This is a genomic window from Lysinibacillus sp. NPDC097868, from assembly GCF_044761135.1.
GTDB lineage: Bacteria > Bacillota > Bacilli > Bacillales_A > Planococcaceae > Lysinibacillus.
Genome location: NZ_JBIWBS010000003.1, coordinates 317,641 through 337,014, shown reverse-complemented (window position 1 = coordinate 337,014; position 19,374 = coordinate 317,641). Strand labels below are relative to the sequence as shown.

Sequence of the window (19,374 nt, the reverse complement as noted above, 5' to 3'; positions counted from 1 at the left end):
TTGAATGAAGAAACCTAAAAACAATTTGTTCTTAATCCAATGTTACAAGGAGCCAATAAAAAAGTCCAGAGACTCACAAAATCGAGCAGTCCTGGACTTATTTATCATATAAAGTTACTTTGAGATAGTATTTTGGTAAAAATCATTGAAAGGAACGGATACCTTACTTATTTTTTATTTGGATACGTACCCTTTAAAGTGTACTCTGCTAAAACGTGCCCATCAATAGCATGATACAGTTCATTCATTAAAAATCCATTTTTTAAATCGACGGTAGTATCCAATGCATAGACATGAATCTCATAAGTATGAGGTTTATCAGGAGGAGCCATTCCCCCATAAAAGCTAGAGAGTTCTACACTTTGACTGCCCCCTTGAGGACTTATCCAACTATTTACGCCTTGGACAAAATCAGTCGCTGTTTGACTTTCATTTTCTTTTAGCTCATCTTTTTGAATATTTGCTGCTGTCCAATGAATCCAAGAGAATCCTTGACTAATAGGGAAAGCGTCTTTATCTTCTAACACTAACGCATAGGATACAGTTCCTTCAGGTGCATGTTCAAATTTTAATGGCAATGAATAAGTAGGCATGCCATGCTCATTAAACGAATCTCCCAATTGCCCGTACTTATCTTGAATAACCCCATTTACTATACCTGTACTTGTTACGACAAATGTTTTTTCCTTTGTTGCTTTTGTAGTGTTTTCATTTTGATTACTACATCCTGCTATTACACCTATAGCTAGCAGTGAAATAATTGATAGGAATAATAAAAATTTTTTCTTCATAGTTATTACCTCCATCTTTTGTTCTTGAGGTCATAATAACATGGAGAAAAAATAATCGTAAATTACCCACTTTTTTGTAAGGGTACTACATTTGTTTTATTCCTATTATTTGTTTCTCCTCTATATATTGGATTCCTAATTGTTGCAAAATCTCTAAAGATTTCAGAACCTCTTTTCCCTTTGGACTAAGTCTATATTCTACTCGAAGTGGATATGTGGAAAGGTATTCTTCTTTATTTACTAATTGAAATTCCATTAGCTCTTTTAATTGTTCTAACAACATTTTTTCAGTTATTCCTTTAATATCACGTCTAAGTTTTGATGGAGATGTGGGACCAAGCCGTAATCGCCAAATTATAATACATTTCCATTTTCCTTTGATCATGTCTTGAACTAGCTCCAACGGACAAGTATATTCTTCTCGTAATTTGATGATAATCTCCTCCTGCTCTGGTCTTTTTTTAGTTTTATACCACAAACATAAAAAATGGACAACTGTTGTAGTTTTTCTAAATCGGAAGAATTAATTTATTCATCTATGCAGAATATGCCCCAAAAATAGAGATATAAAAGGGCGATTATTCAATGAGAGCAATCGTCTCTTTAAATTTTATTAAAATAAATGAAACGATTTTGAGAAATAAAAGTCAAATTTAGAAAAAGGAGGATGCACATTGAAAAAGTTATTTGTAATGGTTGTTGGCTTGATTGCGCTTTTAATAGCGGGTTGTTCGAATGATGTAAATAAAACTCACCACGAAGCAGAGCACAATAAGGAAAGTTTCCCTCCAACTTATGCAGGCTGGATTCATGTTAATGGGAAGAAGTATGAAATGGAAGCGGGCGGTTATCAATGGGAAAGGAAAAAAGGGCTAACAACTGAGACTGTTCAAACTGATCATGCATCTCCAAACCAAGTAGCTGAAAAACTACAGGCGATTCAGTTAGAACCAAATATGAACATGGGTATTAAGGTTGAAGAAAATCCAGAAATCTTTGTTTATCTTTGGAATGAACACGGAAGAGATAAGGAAATTATGTTAAAAAACAATGAGATGGCGGCGCCAACAAACAAAGGTCGATATATCTTTGAAGTATTAGCTCGATGGACAAATGGTGAGGTATCTTACACATTTGTAGTTGAAGTTAACTAATTGGTCAACGGCATTTCATTGTAGTGATTGAATCTAAGGTTGGGAAGTTAGATTAATTAAAAATTGACAACGTTCAAAAAGACTTTTATTATTATGTAGACCGTTCGTTATAATTTTTTTAAGGGAGGTAATCCTATGTCTAATAAAAAAACATCGCGAGAGAAAATCTTAGAAGCTGCAACAGAGCTTTTTCATTTAAAAGGATATCACGCTACAGGCTTGAGTCAAATAATTCAAGAGAGTGGCGCGCCAAAAGGTTCTTTATATTATCATTTTCCTGATGGTAAGGAACAATTAGCTGTTGAAGCGATCAACTTATCAGCAAATAGAATTGCAGCAGAAATTGAGCAAAATCTAGCGGCTTACGAAGATCCAGCTAAGGCATTCCAATATCATATAGAAAATATTTCGGGAATTTTTCATGACATAGATCCAATATCAAAATTAAAAAACGTTCCAATGGGATTACTCGCAATGGAAACAGCATTTGTAAATGAGAATTTACGTCAGGCTTGTGAAGAAACCTTTGAAATATGGGGAAATCTTTACTTTGAGAAATTAAGAATTAGTGGTTATAGTGAAGAACGAGCTTACTTAATTAGCAAAACAATAAGTGCATTAATTGAAGGTGGGATTACATTAAGTGTAACCAAAAAATCAAGTGAGCCTTTAATTCAAATTAACAAAATGATTCCTTTATTGCTTTCTAAGTAAATAGGGGCTTCATTTTTATGCTTATTATATAGACCGGTCTAATTAATCATAGAGAAAGAAAGGAAGTATTTTATTTATGGCTTCATCTTTGCAAGTTGTGCCAGTACGAAAACCTAAAAGCATGGCTTTTGTGCTTATGTTTGCAGCATTTATAGGGCTGTTTAGTGAGACTGCTTTAAATATGGCTCTGACAAATATTATGTCCGATTTCACTGTTTCAGCTGGGACAGCACAGTGGCTTACTACAGGCTATCTATTAACAATAGGTATTTTAGTGCCTGTTTCATCTCTTCTAATTCAATGGTTTACGACAAAACAGTTAGTTGTTGGATCATTAGTATTTTCGATTGTAGGAACGATTTTAGCAGCTTTAGCACCAAGCTTTCCGATTTTACTGCTAGGTCGTATCATTCAAGCGTTTGGAACGGGTATTATTTTACCGCTCATGATGAATGTAATTTTATTAATTTTCCCGATTCAAAAGCGTGGGGCGGTAATGGGGTTAATGGGGCTTGTTATTACGACAGCTCCTGCGATTGGGCCAACATTGGCAGGCTTAATAGTGGACTCGTTGGATTGGTCGTTTATTTTCTGGATAAGCCTTGTCTTTTATGCAGGATTAGTCGTAGCGGGGCTTAAACAAATCGATAATGTATCTACTATAACGAAGCCAGCTATTGATGTTGTTTCAATTATTTTATCGACGCTTGGCTTTGGCGGCTTTATTTACAGTTTAAGCACTATTGCCGAAAAATCCTTTGCTTCTGCAGGGGTATATATTCCATTTATTGTTGGCTTAGTTTCGATTGCGTTATTTGTAATTCGTCAATTTAAAATGGCGCAGCCTATGATTAATTTACGAACGTTTAAATATCCTATGTTTACGTTAGGGACGGTATTGTTATTTAGCGGTATGCTTTTAATTTTATCAACAGCTATACTATTACCTATGTACTTAAAAGGTTCTTTACTATTCAGTGCTACAGTTGCAGGTCTTATTCTTTTGCCTGGTAGTGCCATGAATGCTGTTTTATCACCAGTAGTAGGAAAGATGTTCGATCAATTTGGAGCAAAGAAATTTTTACCCCTGGGTTTTCTTTTTACATTAATTGCAAGTTTACTTTTTGTCTTTACGATTTCCGCACATACACCCGTTTGGCAGATTATTTTAGCTAACACAATATTCTTTATAGGGATTTCTATGATTATTATGCCTGCGCAAACAAATGGTTTAAATCAGTTGCCACGTGAATTATACGCAGATGGTGCAGCTGTTATGAGTACATTACAACAAATTGCAGGTGGGACAGGGACAGCATTGGCTATTACATTAATGGTCAGTGGACAAAACAAGCATTTCGAGAAATTCCAAAATGCTTTACCATTTGAGTTAATTGCTGAAGGAACAAAGTATGCATTCTTCTTTATTTCAGCCCTTGCTCTTATTGGGCTTGTGTTATCAGTTTTTGTTAACGGAAAACGTGTTGAGAACAATTAAGTTGGGTCTATTTAAATAGCTGAAACAACAAAATAATGACACCCCAATCGTTAGTGTTTAGACTACTTTTGGGGTGTCGTTTCATTTTTAGTGACTGTTCTTTTTTATTTAGTAATTTTTACATTATTAAATCTGTAATCAGTCCAGTTAGCACGAATTAAAATGTTTATTGAATCCGAATCAACAGGTGCATAGAAAATAACATCTTGCGCAGTGACACCAGGCTCAATATATGTATCAGCGTGAGGGACATTTTCTTTTTTATACCATCTTTTGAAATTAAAATCTGAACTATAGCTGTATTGTTTACCATTTGCCACTATTTTAGATAAATCGCTGCCGTTACTAATTTTATCATTTGTATTATTAATATATGTTACATAAATTTTTAGCGAATCAGAATCTTGCACTACTTTATCGATTGTAACAGTTACGTTTTTTATTGTTTTTGAAAGTTGATCCTCGGTTGTTTCTTTATTTTGATTCGTATTAGAGAGGGCCTTTACTTTTTCTTCTAATGATTTGATTTTTTCATTCAGTTCTTTAATCTTTTGGTCTTTTTCCTTTAATTGCTTTTTTAAAATAGTGACTTCATCTTCTTTAGTAGTTGCTATTGATACAGTTGGGCTATAAGAGTAGACGGATATTGCAAATATAGAAATTAAAAATACATAAAAGAGTTTCTTCATCGTGTTCCTCCATTCTTAATTTCCTTAATTATACTATTATTATATCGATTTGAAAGTTTTACATTTCGACACTAATCGACTAATACTGCAAATTAGTTTGATAAAAAAACTAGCCCTTTGCTGACTAGCATCGGTAAGAAGAAGAATTTTGGCCAGAGCATTACATCAAATATAGAAAAATTTTTGCGTATTAAGGAAAATGAAAAACTCGTATGTTGATTTATGTTTTATCAACATGCGAGTTTTCCCTTATCTATTGGATATTCTATATTCTCGGCAACAGTCGTTGTAATTTTGACTGTTAAATGTCATTTGAGCAATGTAAGAGTCGTTGCGATTGCATTGTCAATAAAAGAACGTTGAGGGCGAGATTTCATCATTACCGTTAGACCGATTAATGCGACAATAAGTGCTTGTGCTAAAGATTTTGCGTCTGTGTTGGCTTCCAGCTCACCTGATTGTATTCCCTGTTCAATCGTTTCTTGAAAGATGACAGTTAAATACATTTGATGTTCTCTAGTCAAGATTTCAAATCTCTCATCATGAGGTGCTAGTTCAACCATTGTATTAATACAAAAACAACCTTTACTAAGTTCTTCTGCGTATTCGTCATTGATGACATCCGTAAAGAAAATAGCAAATGCCTTTTTTACAGAGGCGTGTCTTTGAAGTCTAGTGCGAATATCGGATGCCCGAGACATTGTATATTTTCGAAGGGCAGCTTCGAATAATGCCTTCTTATCGCCAAAAGTTGAATAAATACTAGGGCGTTGAATACCCATTCTAGAAGTAAGATCACTCAACGAAGTAGCCTCATATCCCTTTTCCCAAAATAACTGCATTGCAGCATCTAAAACTTTATCCTCATCAAATTCACGGGTTCGAGCCATTAAGATTTCTCCCTTCAAATTTTAATTTTTATTAATTACATTATGACATGTATGTAGGTAATTGCAATTATTTTTTACTTATCGGTATTTAATTTTCATATTATTAGCCATTTTAGTAGTCAAAATGTAAAAGTTATTTCGTGTTAAATTTACAGTGATAAAAATATTAAGTTGACATTACAATTATTTTTAAGTTATATTTAGCAACAATTATAATGTACCATTCGGTATGTTATTATTAATAATCAAAGGGATTGGAGATTAAGATGTGTACAAAGCAGATTCGAATCTAGAAAATGACCCACTTTATTCTAAGGTGAATAGTCCATCTCCTGAAACTAAACCTCATGGGCATCAGCATTCATCCATGTCTCGCTCTTTGACATTATTGTTTGCGACTGCCTGTGGAATGTCAGTGGCCAATATTTATTTTGCCCAGCCATTGCTCGATCGATTATCGAATGATTTTGGTATTGATCATTCTGTTATTGGTGTAGTAATAACTATCACACAAATTTTTTATGGATTGGGTTTATTACTACTCGTTCCGCTTGGAGATTTATTAAATCAACGGCGTCTTATTGTCGGTCAGATGCTATTATCCACAATAGCTTTGATTATTGTGGGGACAGCTTTCTCTAGCGTTGTACTTTTCATAGGTATGGCTTTAGTAGGTCTTCTTGCAGTTGTGACCCAAACGCTTGTGGCTTTTGCAGCAAATATCGCTTCTCCTACAGAACGAGGGCGTGTAGTTGGTATTGTAACAAGTGGAATAGTTATCGGCATACTGCTCGCACGGACTTTTGCCGGTATACTAACTGATCTAGCAGGTTGGCGTTCCGTATATATTGTCTCTGCAGCACTCATGCTTTTGCTAGCTAGTTTGTTTTTTAAAGTACTGCCAGTTGTTGAGCGCGAGGTGAAATCAATAACTTATCTCCAGTTGATTAGGTCAACGCTTACATTATTTATTCAAGAGCGAACTTTACGCGTTCGTTCAGTTTTAGCACTCTTGATTTTTGCTGATTTTAGTATTTTATGGACTTCGCTAGTTTTACCACTTAGCGCACCCCCGTTTGCTTTATCTTATAGTGCAATTGGAGCTTTCGGTCTTGTTGGTGTAGCAGGAGCATTAGCTGCAGCAAGTGCAGGAAAACTTGCAGATCGAGGGTACGGGCAACGGACGACTGGTATTGCTTTATTATTATTGTTAATCTCATGGTTGTTTATCAGTTATCTACAACAAACATTTGTTGCATTAGTTGTCGGTATTGTTCTACTTGATTTGGCTGTACAGGCAATACATGTCACGAATCAAACGATGATTCTTCCGTTGCATCCAGAAGCAAGGAGTCGACTTACTGCTGGATATATGATGTTCTATTCTATCGGCAGTGCGAGTGGTTCAATTGCCTCGACTCAAATATATGCACATTTCGGCTGGGGAGGCGTTTCTTTGCTTGGCGCTTCGGTCAGTGCTTTTGCTCTGCTGTTTTGGGCTTTAAGTATTCGAGTAAAGATTTCAAAATAACTTCGTGATAGTACTACTACGAGTAACACCATATTTATTCTTATAATTTAATTGGACTAGGAGAGATTTAAATGGAAATAGGTAGTACATCTTTTGTAGAAACGAAACCGGATGTTTATAATGGCGAAGTGATTAGTCATGCCCAACGTCTACGTGAAGTGGTCGAAGAAATTATCCTTGCTGATCAAGTAGGGCTGGATGTGTTTGGAGTTGGTGAACATCATAGGAAGGATTATGCAGCATCATCTCCAGCGATGGTTCTCTCAGCGGCTGCACCCCAAACGAAAAGTATACGACTTACAAGCGCGGTAACTGTGCTTTCTTCAGCTGATCCTGTGCGCGTTTTTCAAGATTTTTCTACACTAGATGGGATTTCAAATGGACGTGCGGAAATAATGGCGGGGCGAGGTTCTTTTATCGAGTCATTTCCGTTGTTTGGCTATAATTTAAATGACTATGACGCACTGTTTGAAGAACATTTGGAGTTGCTGCTTAAAATTCGTCAATCGGAAAATGTAATGTGGGAGGGCAGACATCGACCAGCAATAAATAATTTAGGTGTCTATCCAAGACCTGTTCAAGATTCTTTACCTATATGGGTCGGTAGTGGTGGAAATCAGGATTCTGCTATTCGTGCAGGCCTGCTGGGATTGCCACTGATGCTGGCGATAATTGGTGGTAGCCCGATGCAATTTGCACCAATTGTACAGTTATATAAAAAAGCAGCGGCTCATGCAGGTCATGATGTCTCAAAACTGAAGGTGGGATCTCATTCGATAGGTTTTGTAGGGGAGAATAGGGAACTGGCAGCAGATACATTTTTCCCACCCACTCAAGCGGGTATGAATAAACTTGGCAAGGAGCGGGGCTGGGCTTATTATGATCGTTCAAGCTTTGATGCTGCAAGAAGTTTTGAAGGGGCATTGTATGTTGGTGATCCAGATACAGTCGCTGAAAAAATCATCCATTTGCGTAAGCATGTAGGGATTACACGTTTTATGTTGTATGTGCCGTTAAGTACAATGCCACATAATCAAGTGATGCGTGCCATTGAATTGCTTGGGAAAGAAGTTGCCCCTCGTGTTAGAGAGGAAATTGCTAAATGGGAAGCTAATGGTGAACGGGATATATGATGATTTAGGAACTAGAAATCTAGTTTAAGTTTCTTAATAAGGTGATATGACATATTTAATGAAAAAAGACTAGCTGTTTTAGCTAGTCTTTTTCTTCATCTTTATAGATAAGAAAAATCCCGATAATTATGAGATTAATACTGTTAAATGTTAAAAAATAGTTGGCACCATACCGCCATCCAAAAAAAGGCGTTTTGGAAGAGAAGCATTATTTCGATCTTGTATATAGACTAGCTGATGATATTTAGGAATTTATTGACCGAAATCCAAATCGTTAATACGTTAAGTTATAACGGTAATTAGCATTAATTTTTGCATCAAATTTGCATCAACGCTTGTTTTTAATAAAAAAACTCACCCTCCAATAAATGAAGGGTGAGTCGCTTTGAAGCCTTAAGGCTCTAATGTAAAATTTAAAAGCCGCGTATGCCGTATTTCTTATAGAAAGTTTTAAACCACCACTCCTCAAATGAGTTGTCGAAGGTAATTTATTTATAAATAATCACAATAAATGTTGTTATTCAAAGCTTTTGTAAATGTTATTATCATCCATTATCATTAATTGCTATTATTTATAAACAATTTTAACCCCAGTTTAACCCCAATTTGACCCCAGGGGTTAAGATTGTTTTTTCACTCTAAAGAACCCATCCAGCTTATCAGCAGCAGCACGATCAGCAGACTTGAAAGCATGACCATAAGTATTCATTGTTACTGATATATCAGAGTGTCCTAGACGTTCACTAATTAGTTTAGCATGTACGCCTTGTGCAATTAATAATGATGCTGATGTATGACGTAAATCATGAAGGCGAATGTATTTAAATTTATGTTCATTAATAAATTTGTGCCAATGTTTTGAAGGGCTTGTTGGATAGAGGTGTGTACCATCAAATGAATGGAATAACCATTCTCTATCTTGTTCAATCCATTTATCACCTTTTTTCAACTTCTCCTTAGCCCAATGTATACGATATGCTTTTAATTCTTCCATAACAGATTCAGGTAATGTTACATAGCGTTTCGATTTTCTTGTTTTTGTAGATTTAATATGTGGGCCTTGTTTAGTTAAAACGATTGATTGGTGAATGTATATTTGTTGGTTTTCAAAGTCTACATCTTTCCACTCTAAACCTAAAAGTTCGCCTTTTCTTAATCCAGCAGCTAATGCTAAAGTGAACATAATTCTCCATAACTCTGTTTCGCTTTGTAACATACGCATTAACGTTTCAATTTCATCTTCTTCATAGATTTGCATTTCCTTACCCACATCATCAGTATCACTTGGGCGTGGCTTTTCAATTCCGTCCATTGGATTGTTAGATAATACACCCCATTTTACAGCGTACTTAAATATACTTTTAAGAGTTCTATATACATCTTGCTTGCTATGATAAGTAACAGGATCGTCTTTGCCATCATAACGCTTCATATCACGTACGACAGTCATCAGATGGAATTGATTTATTTGATCCATACGCATGTGGCCAATAACAGGGATAATATGCAATTCCAACTTTCGTTGGTGATTCCCAAATGTCGTTAGGGCAAGAGTAGATGCAAAATCCTTTTCCCATTGTTCGGCAAAATCTTTAAAAAGTATTCTTTCAGTTTGCACATAGTTACCTGATAAGACTTCATCCTTAAATTTTAGATATTCACGATCCAAAAATTCCTTTAGTTGCTTTGGTGACATTTTTTCTTCAATAATTATTGATTTGCGTTTTTTAGGATATTTCCCTTGAGCATCTTTAGGTAAATAAACAGTAAAACGAAATGAATTTTCTCCACGCTTTTCAATGTTAGCCATTATAAACTTCTCCTTTCGATATGGAGGATTTCCACCGTCTAAATTTAACTATCACCACCTTTAATGGGAATGTATGTACTTTTTAGGGTAAAATTTTTTTACCATCTACGCTTTTTAAAGAAAGTAGCTCAATCGGAACTCCTTTTTCTTCTATAGCATCATAGATGGTAAAACCTGAACAACATTGTTCAGTAAATAATTCATCAGGTAACAATAACTCGACAGCGAATGTATTCGCTTCTATTTCTAACTTATCTGTAGAAAATAATGTATTTTTCTTTAGAAATACAGTATTCGCTTCTGGATGTTGAACAACGTGTCCGAGTTCATGAGCAGCGGTTAATAGTTGTTTTTTAGATGGTAAATTCTCATTGATATGAATTACTTTTGTACGGTGGGATCTACTATAATAGCCGTATATAGACCCTAATGGCTCGTAAATAATAACTACACCTAGTAGATCAGCCAACTTAAAAGGATCCCTTGTATCGTATTTTTCAACTAACTGTGCCACAATCTTTTTAATATCCACCACAAACACCACCGTACTTTAATCTCTATATTTTTTAGGTGTAAATTTCTGTTTCGCTATACGTTTAGTTAAGCGTAAAGTATTTTCCCATGAAGCGATTAATAACTCTCTGTCTTCTTCATCTAAATCTTCTAAAACTCTCCCATCAAAGGCTGCGAATGCATTATCTACGTCCTCACCATTAATTCTTTTTTTAAGTTCTCTTTGTATAGTAAGTTCGTCTTTTTCAGTTAGGTCATAGTAACGTCTTTTATCAGTACGACCTAATAGGTAGTCAGTGCTAACATCGAAATAATTAGCTACTTTTTCTACATTTTCTATTTTAGGTGAAGACGTATCCCATCTTCGGATTTGTCCATTAGAAATGCCAACTTTCCTTTCAACTTCAGCAAAAGTAATTTTTCTCTCATTACACAGATATTTTATTCTTTCCACTAAACTCACTTATATCAACCTTTCTGAAGCCTATGAAAAAATACTTTAGCATTTACGCTATTTTATAGTTGACTAATAGTGTAAATATTAATATACTGTGTTCATAAGCTAATTAATTGGCTAAAAAGACAATAAAAAATACGACCTATTTATAAACATTTTTCGTTGGGGAACGGTTTAAATGTTGGTTTAAAGGCTTTTAAAAAGTCTTATTTAGCTATGCGTTTATAATAGCATGTACGCTAATTTAGGTCAACATATTAGCGAATAATTTAGCTTAAATTTTTCCAATTCAGTAAAGTGCTGTGATACCGAGCCAATGACGGTATGGATTTTCAAAGAAATGAGGTGTCCTTATGGAAGGGGATTTAGCGGTAAGAGTTCGATCTGAGCTTTTTAAAAGAAAGATGAACCAAAAGAAATTAGCTGAAATGGTGGGGATTTCAAATGCCTATCTATCAGACATAATTCGTGGCCGAAAAGATGGTCCGAAAGCCCAGGAACATATAAAGCATATCCGAAAAATTTTAAATATTTAAGTTGAGGTGATTCATATGGCGAAAATGACAATGTCAGTAGATGAGGTTGCAAATGAATTAGGTGTTAGTAAAACAACTATTTACACAATGGCACGCCAGAAAGAAATTCCTCATACGAAAGTTAGAGGGCGCATTTTATTCCACCGACCTACAATTGAGCATTGGTTAATCACTAATACCGAAGGTGGTGAATTAAATTGAACATTAAACCAGTACCAGTTGTATTAGTTGGTGAAGCCTTAGCAAGTATTACGCCATTGTATGAGCTACACCAAATTGCTTGCGAGTTACCAATATCAGTTTTAGTAGATGTTAAGCAGCGTATAGGTGACTGGCTAGCATGTGGTGGGAAAGAAACTGATCCATACATTAAGCAACAATTAGCTTATGCTCAGAAAGTTTACGAGGCAATGAAAGATGGTGATAGAGGATGAAACTACAACCTGCAGATGAAATGAAAAAAGTTGCTGGAAGTAATTTTAGTAAGTTGAAAGCAGATGCATTGGAAAGCGAAGAATTTAAAAAACTTATTAAAGGAATTGAAACGCAAGCTGAAAAAGGGCTTTGTGAGTACACATATTACCACAACACAGACAAGCAAATTGTATCAATTTTCCAATCGGTGCTACTAGAGAATGGATATGATGCAAGAACACATTTATCAGGACTTGGATTAAATATTAAATGGTAGGAGGAAATCAAATGAAATCAACAGGTATTGTACGCAAAATTGACGATTTAGGTCGTGTAGTAATTCCAAAGGAAATACGTAGAACACTTGGTATCGAAGAAGGAGATTCATTAGAAATTTACACTAACGGTAATCAAGTGGTCCTTCAAAAATATCAGCCAAATACTGAAAAAGATGAGGTTGTTGCTTCTCTGAAAATGATGGCTGCTAGTGCTAAAAATCCTAATGTACTCGAGACAATTAATCGTGCAATTAAATTAATTCGGTAGGTGATTATTTCATAAAACACAACTTGGCCAATAAGGGTTGGCAATTTCACGAGTTTGTTGCTGAGTGGCAGCGCGGAACTATTGTAATGGAAAAGAGGTGAGTATCATGTCTAGAAATCCTTATGATTTTTACATTACAGATGAAGAATATGCATTGGCATTAAGTAATGGGATAAGTCGCAAAACTTTAGAATATCGCATTAGGAATTCAGGATGGCCGAAACTAAAAGCAATTACTGAACCAGTATTGAAACAACGTAAATATCCTGAATGGGCGCTTGAATTAGCTAATATGAATGGTATTTCCTACGGAACGTTTAAAGATCGTATTCATAGAGGATGGGATTTTAAGAAGGCTGCAACTGTGAGTGTAAAAAAAGGGCCTAAAAGAAAGCGGAAATATCCAATTGAAGTTATTCAAATGGCTCAAAAAAACGGGATACCTTACAAAACATTTCAAGCAAGAGTTACTCGTTCAAAATGGTGTTTAATTCAAGCAGCTACAACACCTCTTATTCCAAATGATGAAGTGTTAACAAGAGCACGTGAAAAAAGTTCTTTTAAGCTTGGGATTGAAACATTTTGGAAAATAAAAAAGGCCACTCTGCAAAGTGACCTAAATGTTAACCGAAATCTTATTTAAACCATTATAGCATGAAATTAATTAAACAGTAATGGAGGAAATGAAAAGTGGAAATTAAATTCAATCAATTAACCTTGCAGAATTTTAAAAGCCACAAGGATCTTGTAGTTAAGTTTGGCGACATGACTAAGATCCTCGCGGATAATGCAAAAGGTAAAAGCTCCATTGGTGAAGCAATTACATTCTTATTATATGGTACTGATCTGGTGGGGAGCAAACTTGATCCATCACCAGTAACGTACCAGGCAGAGAATACACTGGTGACATTGTTATTAAGTGTTGAAGATGGAGAGCTGCTACTTGGCCGTGAGATTGTTAAAGGGCGCAATAAGTTCTATGTAAATGAAGTACCTTCTAAAGCTACTGAGTTTAATGAGGTAATTGATAAGCTTTTTGATAAAGATTTATTCTTATCACTCTTTAATCCAAGCTATTTTTTCACATTGCATTGGGAAAAGCAGCGTCAAATGATTTTACAATATACAACTGCACCTGCTAATAAAGAGGTTTTAAAAGAGTTACCTAAACCACAATCGGACAAGTTGGCCACATTAGTTAAAAAACATTCTTTAGAGGATTTAGATAAAATCCATCGATCTAATAAAACCAAGCTTGATAAGCAGTATATAGCTGCTATGAGCCGCGCCAAGACGTTAAGAGAGCAGTTAGAACAAAATGCTCCAACAGTTCCATTAGACTCACTAAATGTGGAACTGAAACAGCTTGTTAAGGAAAGAAACGCTATAGAAGAAGTGACTGACAAAGCTCAAACGGTGAATGGAAGAATTAATATACTAAACAACCAAATTAATATTTTGTCACAAGAACGTGACGACATTAAAGACCATTTTAATCAGCTCAAAGGAGAGCAAATTCAAGACACTTGCCGCGTTTGTAATCAAACACTACAAAATGAAGCTATCGATGCTGTAAAGGCAGAAAAAGATCAGCGTATTCAACAGGTTAAAGTGAAGTTCCAACAAGCTGTAGATAAACGAATAATGTTAGAAGAAGAACTTAAAACGCTTGAATATGTGGACGTATCTGAACAACTGGATAAAGCGCGTTTACTTCAAGAAAAGATAAATCCAATAGAATATGAGATTTCAAAGCATAAGCAGTTTGAAGGATTGAGAGAGCAAGTTGTTGCTGCAGAAGCTAATGAAAAAGAAACACTTGAATCACTTAATGAATCAATCTTTATCCTGGATGCTATTAAGGATTTCAAGGCAAAAGAAGCAGAATTACAAGTCAAAAAGGTTCAAGACTTGTTCAAAAATTTATCAATAAAACTCTTTGAAGAAGTAAAAACAACAGGTGAAAGTAAACCAACTTTCATTGTCCAAATGGATGGTAAAGACTATATGAAACTTTCATTTAGTGAGCAAACTAGAGCAGGGCTTGAAATTCGTGATGTGTTGTCAGAGCAAAGTGATCTTATCGTTCCTTGTTTTGTGGACAATGCTGAAACAATTACTAAGTTTAAAGAACCTAATGGACAATTAATAATTAGCCGTGTTGTTGCAGATAAAGAATTGGAGGTTGTTGCTGAATGAGCGTTAAAGAAATCACAGTTGGTTACACATATACAAAAAATCTAGGAAACTTTGAAAACGTGAAAGTTGATGCTGCAGTAACTATATCTGTAGAGCCTGGGCAAAACGAAGAAGAACTATATAACAAAGCATTTGAAAGTATGAAAAAACAGGTCAAAAATGGCCTTAATAAATTTACGGAGGCACGTTAATTATGAATGGAAACCTACCAACTTTAACACCTGAAATTACAGAAGCTTTTCAACCTGCAGTATTAGAGGTCATTCGCAACTCAATTGCACCTACAGCTAATGACCAAGAATTTCTTTTATTCGCTCACAAGGCAGCATCTTATGGCTTAGATCCATTCAAAAATGAAATTTTCTTTATCAAATATGGTAGCCAGGCACGTATTCAATTTGCAGCTGAGGCTTATCTTTCAAAAGCGCGCGAACAAGAAGGCTTTATTCCACCAGATACACAAATGGTGCACGAAAATGATGAATTTAAAATAGCTATGAACAAAGAAACAAAGCAAATGGAAGTGGTACAACACGAAATAGGGTTCCCACGTGGAAAGATAATTGGAGCTTATTCAGTTGCATACCGCGAAGGCTATCCACCTGTAACAGTCATTATGGACATTGATGAAGTTGCTCATATGTTCACAGGGCAAAATAAGGATAACTGGAACAAATGGACAAGTGACATGTTCGGGAAACATGTTCAGCAACGTGCATTGAAAAAACAATACGGATTGTCATTTGATGATGAAACAATTACCCATCAACAGGGTGGTGTAGTTCCTGAGAATCAACCAAAGGAACGAAAAGACATAACACCACACCAAGAGACAATTGAGGCACCTAAACCAACTGATAATATGCAGCCGAGTCCTACAGATAAATTACGCAATGAAATAAATACAAAATTTAAGGCATTGGGCATTACTACTAGTGAAGCAGTTAAAGAGTACCTGATTAAAAATGCACCAAATATTGATCCTGCTACAGCAACCGAAGCTGAAATGATTGGCTTGATTGAGCTACTAAATATGAATATCGAAATGCTGGCTTCACAACCAATCAATGATGGCGATTCACTTGAATAACAACTATGAAACTACCACAAACAATAGTTTATGAGCGCAATAAGGACTGTGAGCTATGTGGAGAAGAAATGAACAGAAATGATTACAACTTATACCGTGGGTTAGAAATATGCCCACGGTGCCATAAGGAGTTGGAGGTTAGAAAATGAAAGTTGACATCTTAGCGAGTGGTTCAAGTGGAAACTGTATAGCTTTAACAACCAATGAAACTACCATCCTAATCGATGCAGGTATTGCTAAAACAAAAATAGAGAAACGGCTGTTGGAAGTTGGGATCACACCAAATAGCGTAAAAGCAATCTTTGTCACACATGCCCATAGTGACCACATTAAAGGTCTACCATTGGCCAATAAATACAAAATTCCTGTTTATGCTGGTGAACGTGAATGGAAAAACATCACCACCGTTGAAGATGAATTAATTAGACCAATTGGAGTTGGAGGCCTTTTCGGTTGTGGCCACTTCATAGTAAACGCCTTTAATGTTCATCACGACGCAATAGATCCGAGGGGTTATGTTGTAAGGACGTTAGACAATTTAAAAGTTTCCATCTGTTTAGACACTGGCCAGGTAGATAAAAGCATGTTAAATGAAATGAGGAATAGCAATATTTATATCATTGAAGCCAACCATGAACCACGAATGGTTGAAGCCTCTGATTATCCTAATAGCGTTAAGGCGAGAATATTGAGTCATGTTGGCCACTTATCAAATGAACAAACAGCAACAGCCCTAAAAGAGCTTGTAAGAGGCAAAGGCGAACGAATCTATCTAACTCATTTAAGCAGCAAAAACAACCTTCCTACGCTTGCAGAAATGACCGTTAAAAGAGAGTTATTGAAGAAAGGTTTCCATGCAGGTAATCACTATGAATTGGAGGTAGTTTAATGCATCCATATACTTTAATTTTAGCTGCTTTTGAATTGCTGAAAAAAGAAAACGCCGAGCTAAAACAACAGATAGAAATCATGAAGCTACAAAATATTTCACCTACTGTTGCAAATCAAATTGATGAATGGTTAAGCAGACCTTACCAGGGCGCAGATGAACGTCAGGACATTGAAATATTTGCAAAGGAAATTGTTAAGTACATCCACGGCCAAATGAAAGCATGAATAGGGTGAGTAATCATGGCAAGTCCACAACTCAAAAATGGGCATACACGGATTGCCAATGAAATCTTCGATCATATCATGAAGACCAATCTCAATGGCACACAATTCCGTATAGTGTTGGCCATTTGGAGATATACGTATGGTTTTCAGCGTAAAACGAATGAAATGTCTACAAGCTTTTTAACAAACGCAATTAATGCTAATAGGACTCAAATAAATAGAGAACTAACAACATTGATTGATAGAAACATAATCTCAGTTATTGGAATTGGTTCAAAAGGAGCGAAAATAATGGGGTTTAATAAAAATTACAAAGAGTGGGATGAACAGACGCCATCTAATGAGGTAGATTCTGAAATCTCTGCTCCAACTAAACAAGCAAAAAAACTAAAATACGACGAAGAAAACAGCTATTACAAAATGGCAGTCTACTTTCATGAAAAAGTTGCTGCAGTTGCAAATGAGGCTGGAATATCTCATTTAATTAAAAAGTCTAACATGCAAACATGGGCCGATTATATGCGAAAGCTAATTGAAATAGATCAGGTTGATAAGCACTTGGCCAAACAAGTTATGGATTGGGTAACACAGGATTCATTTTGGCGCACCAATGTTTTATCAGCAAAAAAACTTAGAGATAAGTTTATGGAATTGGCCATAAAAATGAATGCTGAAATGAAACCAGTACAACCAAAGCAAAAGCCACATTATGATCCAAGAGATAAAGAAATAGAGTTCCAACGTTGGGTACAAGATGGGAATGATCCAAATGGCTTTGATTGGAGCAACTAACTATGAACTTGATGCAGAAATGTCGGTTTTGGGTGCTATATTCCTTGAACCTGACGTAATTAATGACATTGTTTTTTTAGAAGCTAGAGACTTCATTAGTGCACGCCACCAACAAATTTTTAGAGTAATGAAATGGTTGGATGATAAAAACCAGCCAATAGACATTACAACAGTTATTGAGCTGTATATGCAGCATAACAAGATGGACGAGGTAAGCATTTCTTATTTAACCGAATTAGCTGTATCTTGTCCAACTGCATCTAATGTTGTGCATTATGCAAATATTGTTCGTTCAAGAGCCATTCGGAGACGGGGAACAGATATTGGGCAAAAAATTATGAATCTTGTACATGAGGATTATGAAACGGATGATGATTATTTTGCAGAAATTGAAAGACTAGCCTCAGAAGTAAGACCCCAAAATGATGGGAAAATGCAAAGTTTGAAAGACACAAGGCAAGGATATTTCGAACATCTATTAAAGCGCGCTGAATTTATTCCTACTGGATTTAATTCATATGACAAATGGGCTCATGGTCTTTGGAGAGGGTGGTTGTTTGTTAGTGCTGGACGTCCTAGCGTTGGTAAAACTGCTATGCTGCTTCAAAGGATTATGGGAGTTGCCAAAAGTGGGCCAGTGATTGTTTTCAGTCAGGAAATGGACAAATACCAGCTATATGATCGTATGATTGCAAGCTCAACAGGCATTGCTTATGGTCGTATAAAAAACAAAGAACTAAAAGTGGAAGAATTAGGGGTAATTGAGTATGCGTATAAAGAGCTGGAGAAGCTACCTATTTTCGTACAAGATTCAAGTGGTGTCACGATAGAGGAAGTGAGAGCCACAGCAAGACGCTTTAAAAAACGCTATGGACAAATAGCAATGATTGCTGTTGACTACTTACAAATTATGAGCATTCCACAACGTAAAAACGAGACAAGGGCGCAAGCAATCGGAAATGTAACTACCACAGCCAAGCAGATAGCACGCGACATGAATTGTTGTTTTATGATGTTATCGCAAATGACCAGGGAAAGCGACAATGTTAAAAAGCCGCAGCTATCACACTTGAAAGAATCATCATCCATCGAACAAGACGCAGATGTTGTTGAGTTTTTATGGCATGATCCAGCTGACAAAATGCAACAAGGCAAGGTCATACAGCAGTTTTTTGCAAAAGGCCGAGACATCGGCATGAATGAGTTTAAATTGCTTTTTATGGGGTGGAAACAGAAGTTTATTGAACTGGATAAACAGTAGGGGGATTTTGCTAAGAGAAGAAAGGTGGATGGCATGAAAATTCCTTGGCATAAAAGAATTTACGCTTTATATAAAGGTGAACAGTTTATTACAGAAGGAACGATACGAGAAATTAGTAAAGCAACAGGTAAAACAATTGATTTCTTGAAATATATGACTTATCCAATTTATGAGAAAAGAAGCGAAAACGGTAAACGTCGATTGAAAATGATTTCGCTAGATGATTGAAAAATTAGGCGA

26 protein-coding genes are annotated in these 19,374 nt (G+C 35.8%); 19 read left to right on the top strand and 7 right to left on the bottom strand.

What is annotated here, in order from left to right; translation table 11 throughout:
* Positions 1–167 precede the first annotated feature (167 nt).
* Both ACIQXJ_RS18515 and ACIQXJ_RS18510 read right to left on the bottom strand, forming a co-directional pair.
* Positions 168–791, bottom strand: coding sequence for a YbhB/YbcL family Raf kinase inhibitor-like protein (locus tag ACIQXJ_RS18515; protein ID WP_403055717.1), 624 nt, complete (start codon positions 789–791; stop codon positions 168–170).
* Positions 792–876: 85 nt separating this feature from the next.
* Positions 877–1,176, bottom strand: a complete 300-nt coding sequence (locus ACIQXJ_RS18510) for a winged helix-turn-helix transcriptional regulator (RefSeq protein ID WP_403055719.1) — start codon at positions 1,174–1,176, stop codon at positions 877–879.
* Between the two features lie 289 nt (positions 1,177–1,465).
* Between ACIQXJ_RS18510 and ACIQXJ_RS18505 the strand changes: the two genes are divergently transcribed.
* From ACIQXJ_RS18505 to ACIQXJ_RS18495, 3 genes are all read left to right on the top strand, one after another.
* Entirely contained in the window at positions 1,466–1,945 is a 480-nt protein-coding gene (locus ACIQXJ_RS18505; RefSeq protein WP_403055721.1) for a hypothetical protein, read from the top strand.
* A gap of 135 nt (positions 1,946–2,080) precedes the next feature.
* Positions 2,081–2,659 (top strand): TetR/AcrR family transcriptional regulator, encoded by a 579-nt coding sequence (locus ACIQXJ_RS18500; protein ID WP_401011117.1) that lies wholly within the window; start codon positions 2,081–2,083, stop codon positions 2,657–2,659.
* A 76-nt stretch (positions 2,660–2,735) separates the two neighbouring features.
* Positions 2,736–4,157: an MDR family MFS transporter gene (locus tag ACIQXJ_RS18495; RefSeq protein WP_403055723.1), complete on the top strand. Its 1,422-nt coding sequence runs from the start codon at positions 2,736–2,738 to the stop codon at positions 4,155–4,157.
* A gap of 104 nt (positions 4,158–4,261) precedes the next feature.
* On the opposite strand, the gene ACIQXJ_RS18490 is transcribed toward ACIQXJ_RS18495, so the two are convergent.
* Positions 4,262–4,846, bottom strand: coding sequence for a hypothetical protein (locus tag ACIQXJ_RS18490; RefSeq protein WP_403055725.1), 585 nt, complete (start codon positions 4,844–4,846; stop codon positions 4,262–4,264).
* A gap of 308 nt (positions 4,847–5,154) precedes the next feature.
* On the bottom strand, positions 5,155–5,736 hold the full coding sequence (locus ACIQXJ_RS18485; protein WP_403055727.1) for a TetR/AcrR family transcriptional regulator: 582 nt from the start codon (positions 5,734–5,736) through the stop codon (positions 5,155–5,157).
* 268 nt (positions 5,737–6,004) lie between these two features.
* Here ACIQXJ_RS18485 and ACIQXJ_RS18480 point away from each other — a divergent pair, with 268 nt between their 5' ends.
* Positions 6,005–7,267 carry an MFS transporter gene (locus ACIQXJ_RS18480; protein ID WP_403055728.1) on the top strand — a complete coding sequence of 421 codons (1,263 nt, stop codon included), beginning with the start codon at positions 6,005–6,007 and terminating at the stop codon, positions 7,265–7,267.
* 71 nt (positions 7,268–7,338) lie between these two features.
* Complete coding sequence (locus tag ACIQXJ_RS18475) at positions 7,339–8,400, top strand: LLM class flavin-dependent oxidoreductase (RefSeq protein ID WP_403055730.1); 1,062 nt, start codon at positions 7,339–7,341, stop codon at positions 8,398–8,400.
* Between the two features lie 619 nt (positions 8,401–9,019).
* On the opposite strand, the gene ACIQXJ_RS18470 is transcribed toward ACIQXJ_RS18475, so the two are convergent.
* From ACIQXJ_RS18470 to ACIQXJ_RS18460, 3 genes are all read right to left on the bottom strand, one after another.
* Positions 9,020–10,210 carry a tyrosine-type recombinase/integrase gene (locus ACIQXJ_RS18470; protein WP_403055732.1) on the bottom strand — a complete coding sequence of 397 codons (1,191 nt, stop codon included), beginning with the start codon at positions 10,208–10,210 and terminating at the stop codon, positions 9,020–9,022.
* An 82-nt stretch (positions 10,211–10,292) separates the two neighbouring features.
* On the bottom strand, positions 10,293–10,742 hold the full coding sequence (locus ACIQXJ_RS18465; RefSeq protein WP_340821239.1) for an ImmA/IrrE family metallo-endopeptidase: 450 nt from the start codon (positions 10,740–10,742) through the stop codon (positions 10,293–10,295).
* Positions 10,743–10,760: 18 nt separating this feature from the next.
* Entirely contained in the window at positions 10,761–11,186 is a 426-nt protein-coding gene (locus ACIQXJ_RS18460; RefSeq protein ID WP_340821238.1) for a helix-turn-helix domain-containing protein, read from the bottom strand.
* Between the two features lie 347 nt (positions 11,187–11,533).
* Between ACIQXJ_RS18460 and ACIQXJ_RS18455 the strand changes: the two genes are divergently transcribed.
* The 14 genes from ACIQXJ_RS18455 (at position 11,534) to ACIQXJ_RS18390 (ending at position 19,362) form a co-directional block, all read left to right on the top strand.
* The gene (locus tag ACIQXJ_RS18455; RefSeq protein ID WP_403055735.1) at positions 11,534–11,716 is read left to right on the top strand and encodes a helix-turn-helix domain-containing protein; all 183 of its coding nucleotides are present in this window, start codon (positions 11,534–11,536) and stop codon (positions 11,714–11,716) included.
* A gap of 15 nt (positions 11,717–11,731) precedes the next feature.
* On the top strand, positions 11,732–11,917 hold the full coding sequence (locus ACIQXJ_RS18450) for a helix-turn-helix domain-containing protein (protein WP_340821236.1): 186 nt from the start codon (positions 11,732–11,734) through the stop codon (positions 11,915–11,917).
* A complete protein-coding gene (locus tag ACIQXJ_RS18445) occupies positions 11,914–12,150 on the top strand; it encodes a DUF6877 family protein (protein WP_340821235.1) in 237 nt (78 codons plus the stop codon). Before ACIQXJ_RS18450 ends, ACIQXJ_RS18445 begins: the two co-directional genes overlap by 4 nt.
* Complete coding sequence (locus ACIQXJ_RS18440; RefSeq protein WP_403055738.1) at positions 12,147–12,407, top strand: hypothetical protein; 261 nt, start codon at positions 12,147–12,149, stop codon at positions 12,405–12,407. The genes ACIQXJ_RS18445 and ACIQXJ_RS18440 overlap by 4 nt, the downstream gene beginning before the upstream one ends.
* Before the next feature lie 11 nt (positions 12,408–12,418).
* The gene (locus ACIQXJ_RS18435) at positions 12,419–12,676 is read left to right on the top strand and encodes an AbrB/MazE/SpoVT family DNA-binding domain-containing protein (protein WP_340821233.1); all 258 of its coding nucleotides are present in this window, start codon (positions 12,419–12,421) and stop codon (positions 12,674–12,676) included.
* Between the two features lie 106 nt (positions 12,677–12,782).
* Positions 12,783–13,319, top strand: a complete 537-nt coding sequence (locus tag ACIQXJ_RS18430; protein ID WP_403055740.1) for a hypothetical protein — start codon at positions 12,783–12,785, stop codon at positions 13,317–13,319.
* Positions 13,320–13,366: 47 nt separating this feature from the next.
* Positions 13,367–14,875 carry an AAA family ATPase gene (locus ACIQXJ_RS18425; protein WP_403055742.1) on the top strand — a complete coding sequence of 503 codons (1,509 nt, stop codon included), beginning with the start codon at positions 13,367–13,369 and terminating at the stop codon, positions 14,873–14,875.
* A complete protein-coding gene (locus ACIQXJ_RS18420; RefSeq protein WP_403055744.1) occupies positions 14,872–15,066 on the top strand; it encodes a hypothetical protein in 195 nt (64 codons plus the stop codon). The genes ACIQXJ_RS18425 and ACIQXJ_RS18420 overlap by 4 nt, the downstream gene beginning before the upstream one ends.
* A 2-nt stretch (positions 15,067–15,068) precedes the next feature.
* Positions 15,069–15,965 (top strand): RecT family recombinase, encoded by an 897-nt coding sequence (locus ACIQXJ_RS18415; protein ID WP_403055746.1) that lies wholly within the window; start codon positions 15,069–15,071, stop codon positions 15,963–15,965.
* 145 nt (positions 15,966–16,110) lie between these two features.
* A complete protein-coding gene (locus ACIQXJ_RS18410; protein ID WP_403055748.1) occupies positions 16,111–16,854 on the top strand; it encodes an MBL fold metallo-hydrolase in 744 nt (247 codons plus the stop codon).
* Positions 16,854–17,081: a hypothetical protein gene (locus ACIQXJ_RS18405; protein ID WP_403055750.1), complete on the top strand. Its 228-nt coding sequence runs from the start codon at positions 16,854–16,856 to the stop codon at positions 17,079–17,081. Before ACIQXJ_RS18410 ends, ACIQXJ_RS18405 begins: the two co-directional genes overlap by 1 nt.
* A 15-nt stretch (positions 17,082–17,096) precedes the next feature.
* A complete protein-coding gene (locus ACIQXJ_RS18400; protein WP_403055752.1) occupies positions 17,097–17,873 on the top strand; it encodes a replication protein in 777 nt (258 codons plus the stop codon).
* The gene (locus ACIQXJ_RS18395) at positions 17,851–19,134 is read left to right on the top strand and encodes a replicative DNA helicase (RefSeq protein ID WP_403055754.1); all 1,284 of its coding nucleotides are present in this window, start codon (positions 17,851–17,853) and stop codon (positions 19,132–19,134) included. Before ACIQXJ_RS18400 ends, ACIQXJ_RS18395 begins: the two co-directional genes overlap by 23 nt.
* A 33-nt stretch (positions 19,135–19,167) precedes the next feature.
* On the top strand, positions 19,168–19,362 hold the full coding sequence (locus ACIQXJ_RS18390; RefSeq protein ID WP_403055756.1) for a hypothetical protein: 195 nt from the start codon (positions 19,168–19,170) through the stop codon (positions 19,360–19,362).
* Positions 19,363–19,374 lie beyond the last annotated feature (12 nt).

Coding starts and splice junctions, on each gene's coding strand:
- ACIQXJ_RS18455 (WP_403055735.1), top strand. CDS start 11,534: ATGGAAGGGGATTTAGCGGTAAGAGTTCGATCTGAGCTTTTTAAAAGA.
- ACIQXJ_RS18470 (WP_403055732.1), bottom strand. CDS start 10,210: ATGGCTAACATTGAAAAGCGTGGAGAAAATTCATTTCGTTTTACTGTT.
- ACIQXJ_RS18395 (WP_403055754.1), top strand. CDS start 17,851: ATGGCTTTGATTGGAGCAACTAACTATGAACTTGATGCAGAAATGTCG.
- ACIQXJ_RS18440 (WP_403055738.1), top strand. CDS start 12,147: ATGAAACTACAACCTGCAGATGAAATGAAAAAAGTTGCTGGAAGTAAT.
- ACIQXJ_RS18430 (WP_403055740.1), top strand. CDS start 12,783: ATGTCTAGAAATCCTTATGATTTTTACATTACAGATGAAGAATATGCA.
- ACIQXJ_RS18450 (WP_340821236.1), top strand. CDS start 11,732: ATGGCGAAAATGACAATGTCAGTAGATGAGGTTGCAAATGAATTAGGT.
- ACIQXJ_RS18475 (WP_403055730.1), top strand. CDS start 7,339: ATGGAAATAGGTAGTACATCTTTTGTAGAAACGAAACCGGATGTTTAT.
- ACIQXJ_RS18490 (WP_403055725.1), bottom strand. CDS start 4,846: ATGAAGAAACTCTTTTATGTATTTTTAATTTCTATATTTGCAATATCC.
- ACIQXJ_RS18420 (WP_403055744.1), top strand. CDS start 14,872: ATGAGCGTTAAAGAAATCACAGTTGGTTACACATATACAAAAAATCTA.
- ACIQXJ_RS18435 (WP_340821233.1), top strand. CDS start 12,419: ATGAAATCAACAGGTATTGTACGCAAAATTGACGATTTAGGTCGTGTA.
- ACIQXJ_RS18500 (WP_401011117.1), top strand. CDS start 2,081: ATGTCTAATAAAAAAACATCGCGAGAGAAAATCTTAGAAGCTGCAACA.
- ACIQXJ_RS18400 (WP_403055752.1), top strand. CDS start 17,097: ATGGCAAGTCCACAACTCAAAAATGGGCATACACGGATTGCCAATGAA.
- ACIQXJ_RS18410 (WP_403055748.1), top strand. CDS start 16,111: ATGAAAGTTGACATCTTAGCGAGTGGTTCAAGTGGAAACTGTATAGCT.
- ACIQXJ_RS18495 (WP_403055723.1), top strand. CDS start 2,736: ATGGCTTCATCTTTGCAAGTTGTGCCAGTACGAAAACCTAAAAGCATG.
- ACIQXJ_RS18390 (WP_403055756.1), top strand. CDS start 19,168: ATGAAAATTCCTTGGCATAAAAGAATTTACGCTTTATATAAAGGTGAA.
- ACIQXJ_RS18415 (WP_403055746.1), top strand. CDS start 15,069: ATGAATGGAAACCTACCAACTTTAACACCTGAAATTACAGAAGCTTTT.
- ACIQXJ_RS18510 (WP_403055719.1), bottom strand. CDS start 1,176: ATGATCAAAGGAAAATGGAAATGTATTATAATTTGGCGATTACGGCTT.
- ACIQXJ_RS18515 (WP_403055717.1), bottom strand. CDS start 791: ATGAAGAAAAAATTTTTATTATTCCTATCAATTATTTCACTGCTAGCT.
- ACIQXJ_RS18405 (WP_403055750.1), top strand. CDS start 16,854: ATGCATCCATATACTTTAATTTTAGCTGCTTTTGAATTGCTGAAAAAA.
- ACIQXJ_RS18485 (WP_403055727.1), bottom strand. CDS start 5,736: ATGGCTCGAACCCGTGAATTTGATGAGGATAAAGTTTTAGATGCTGCA.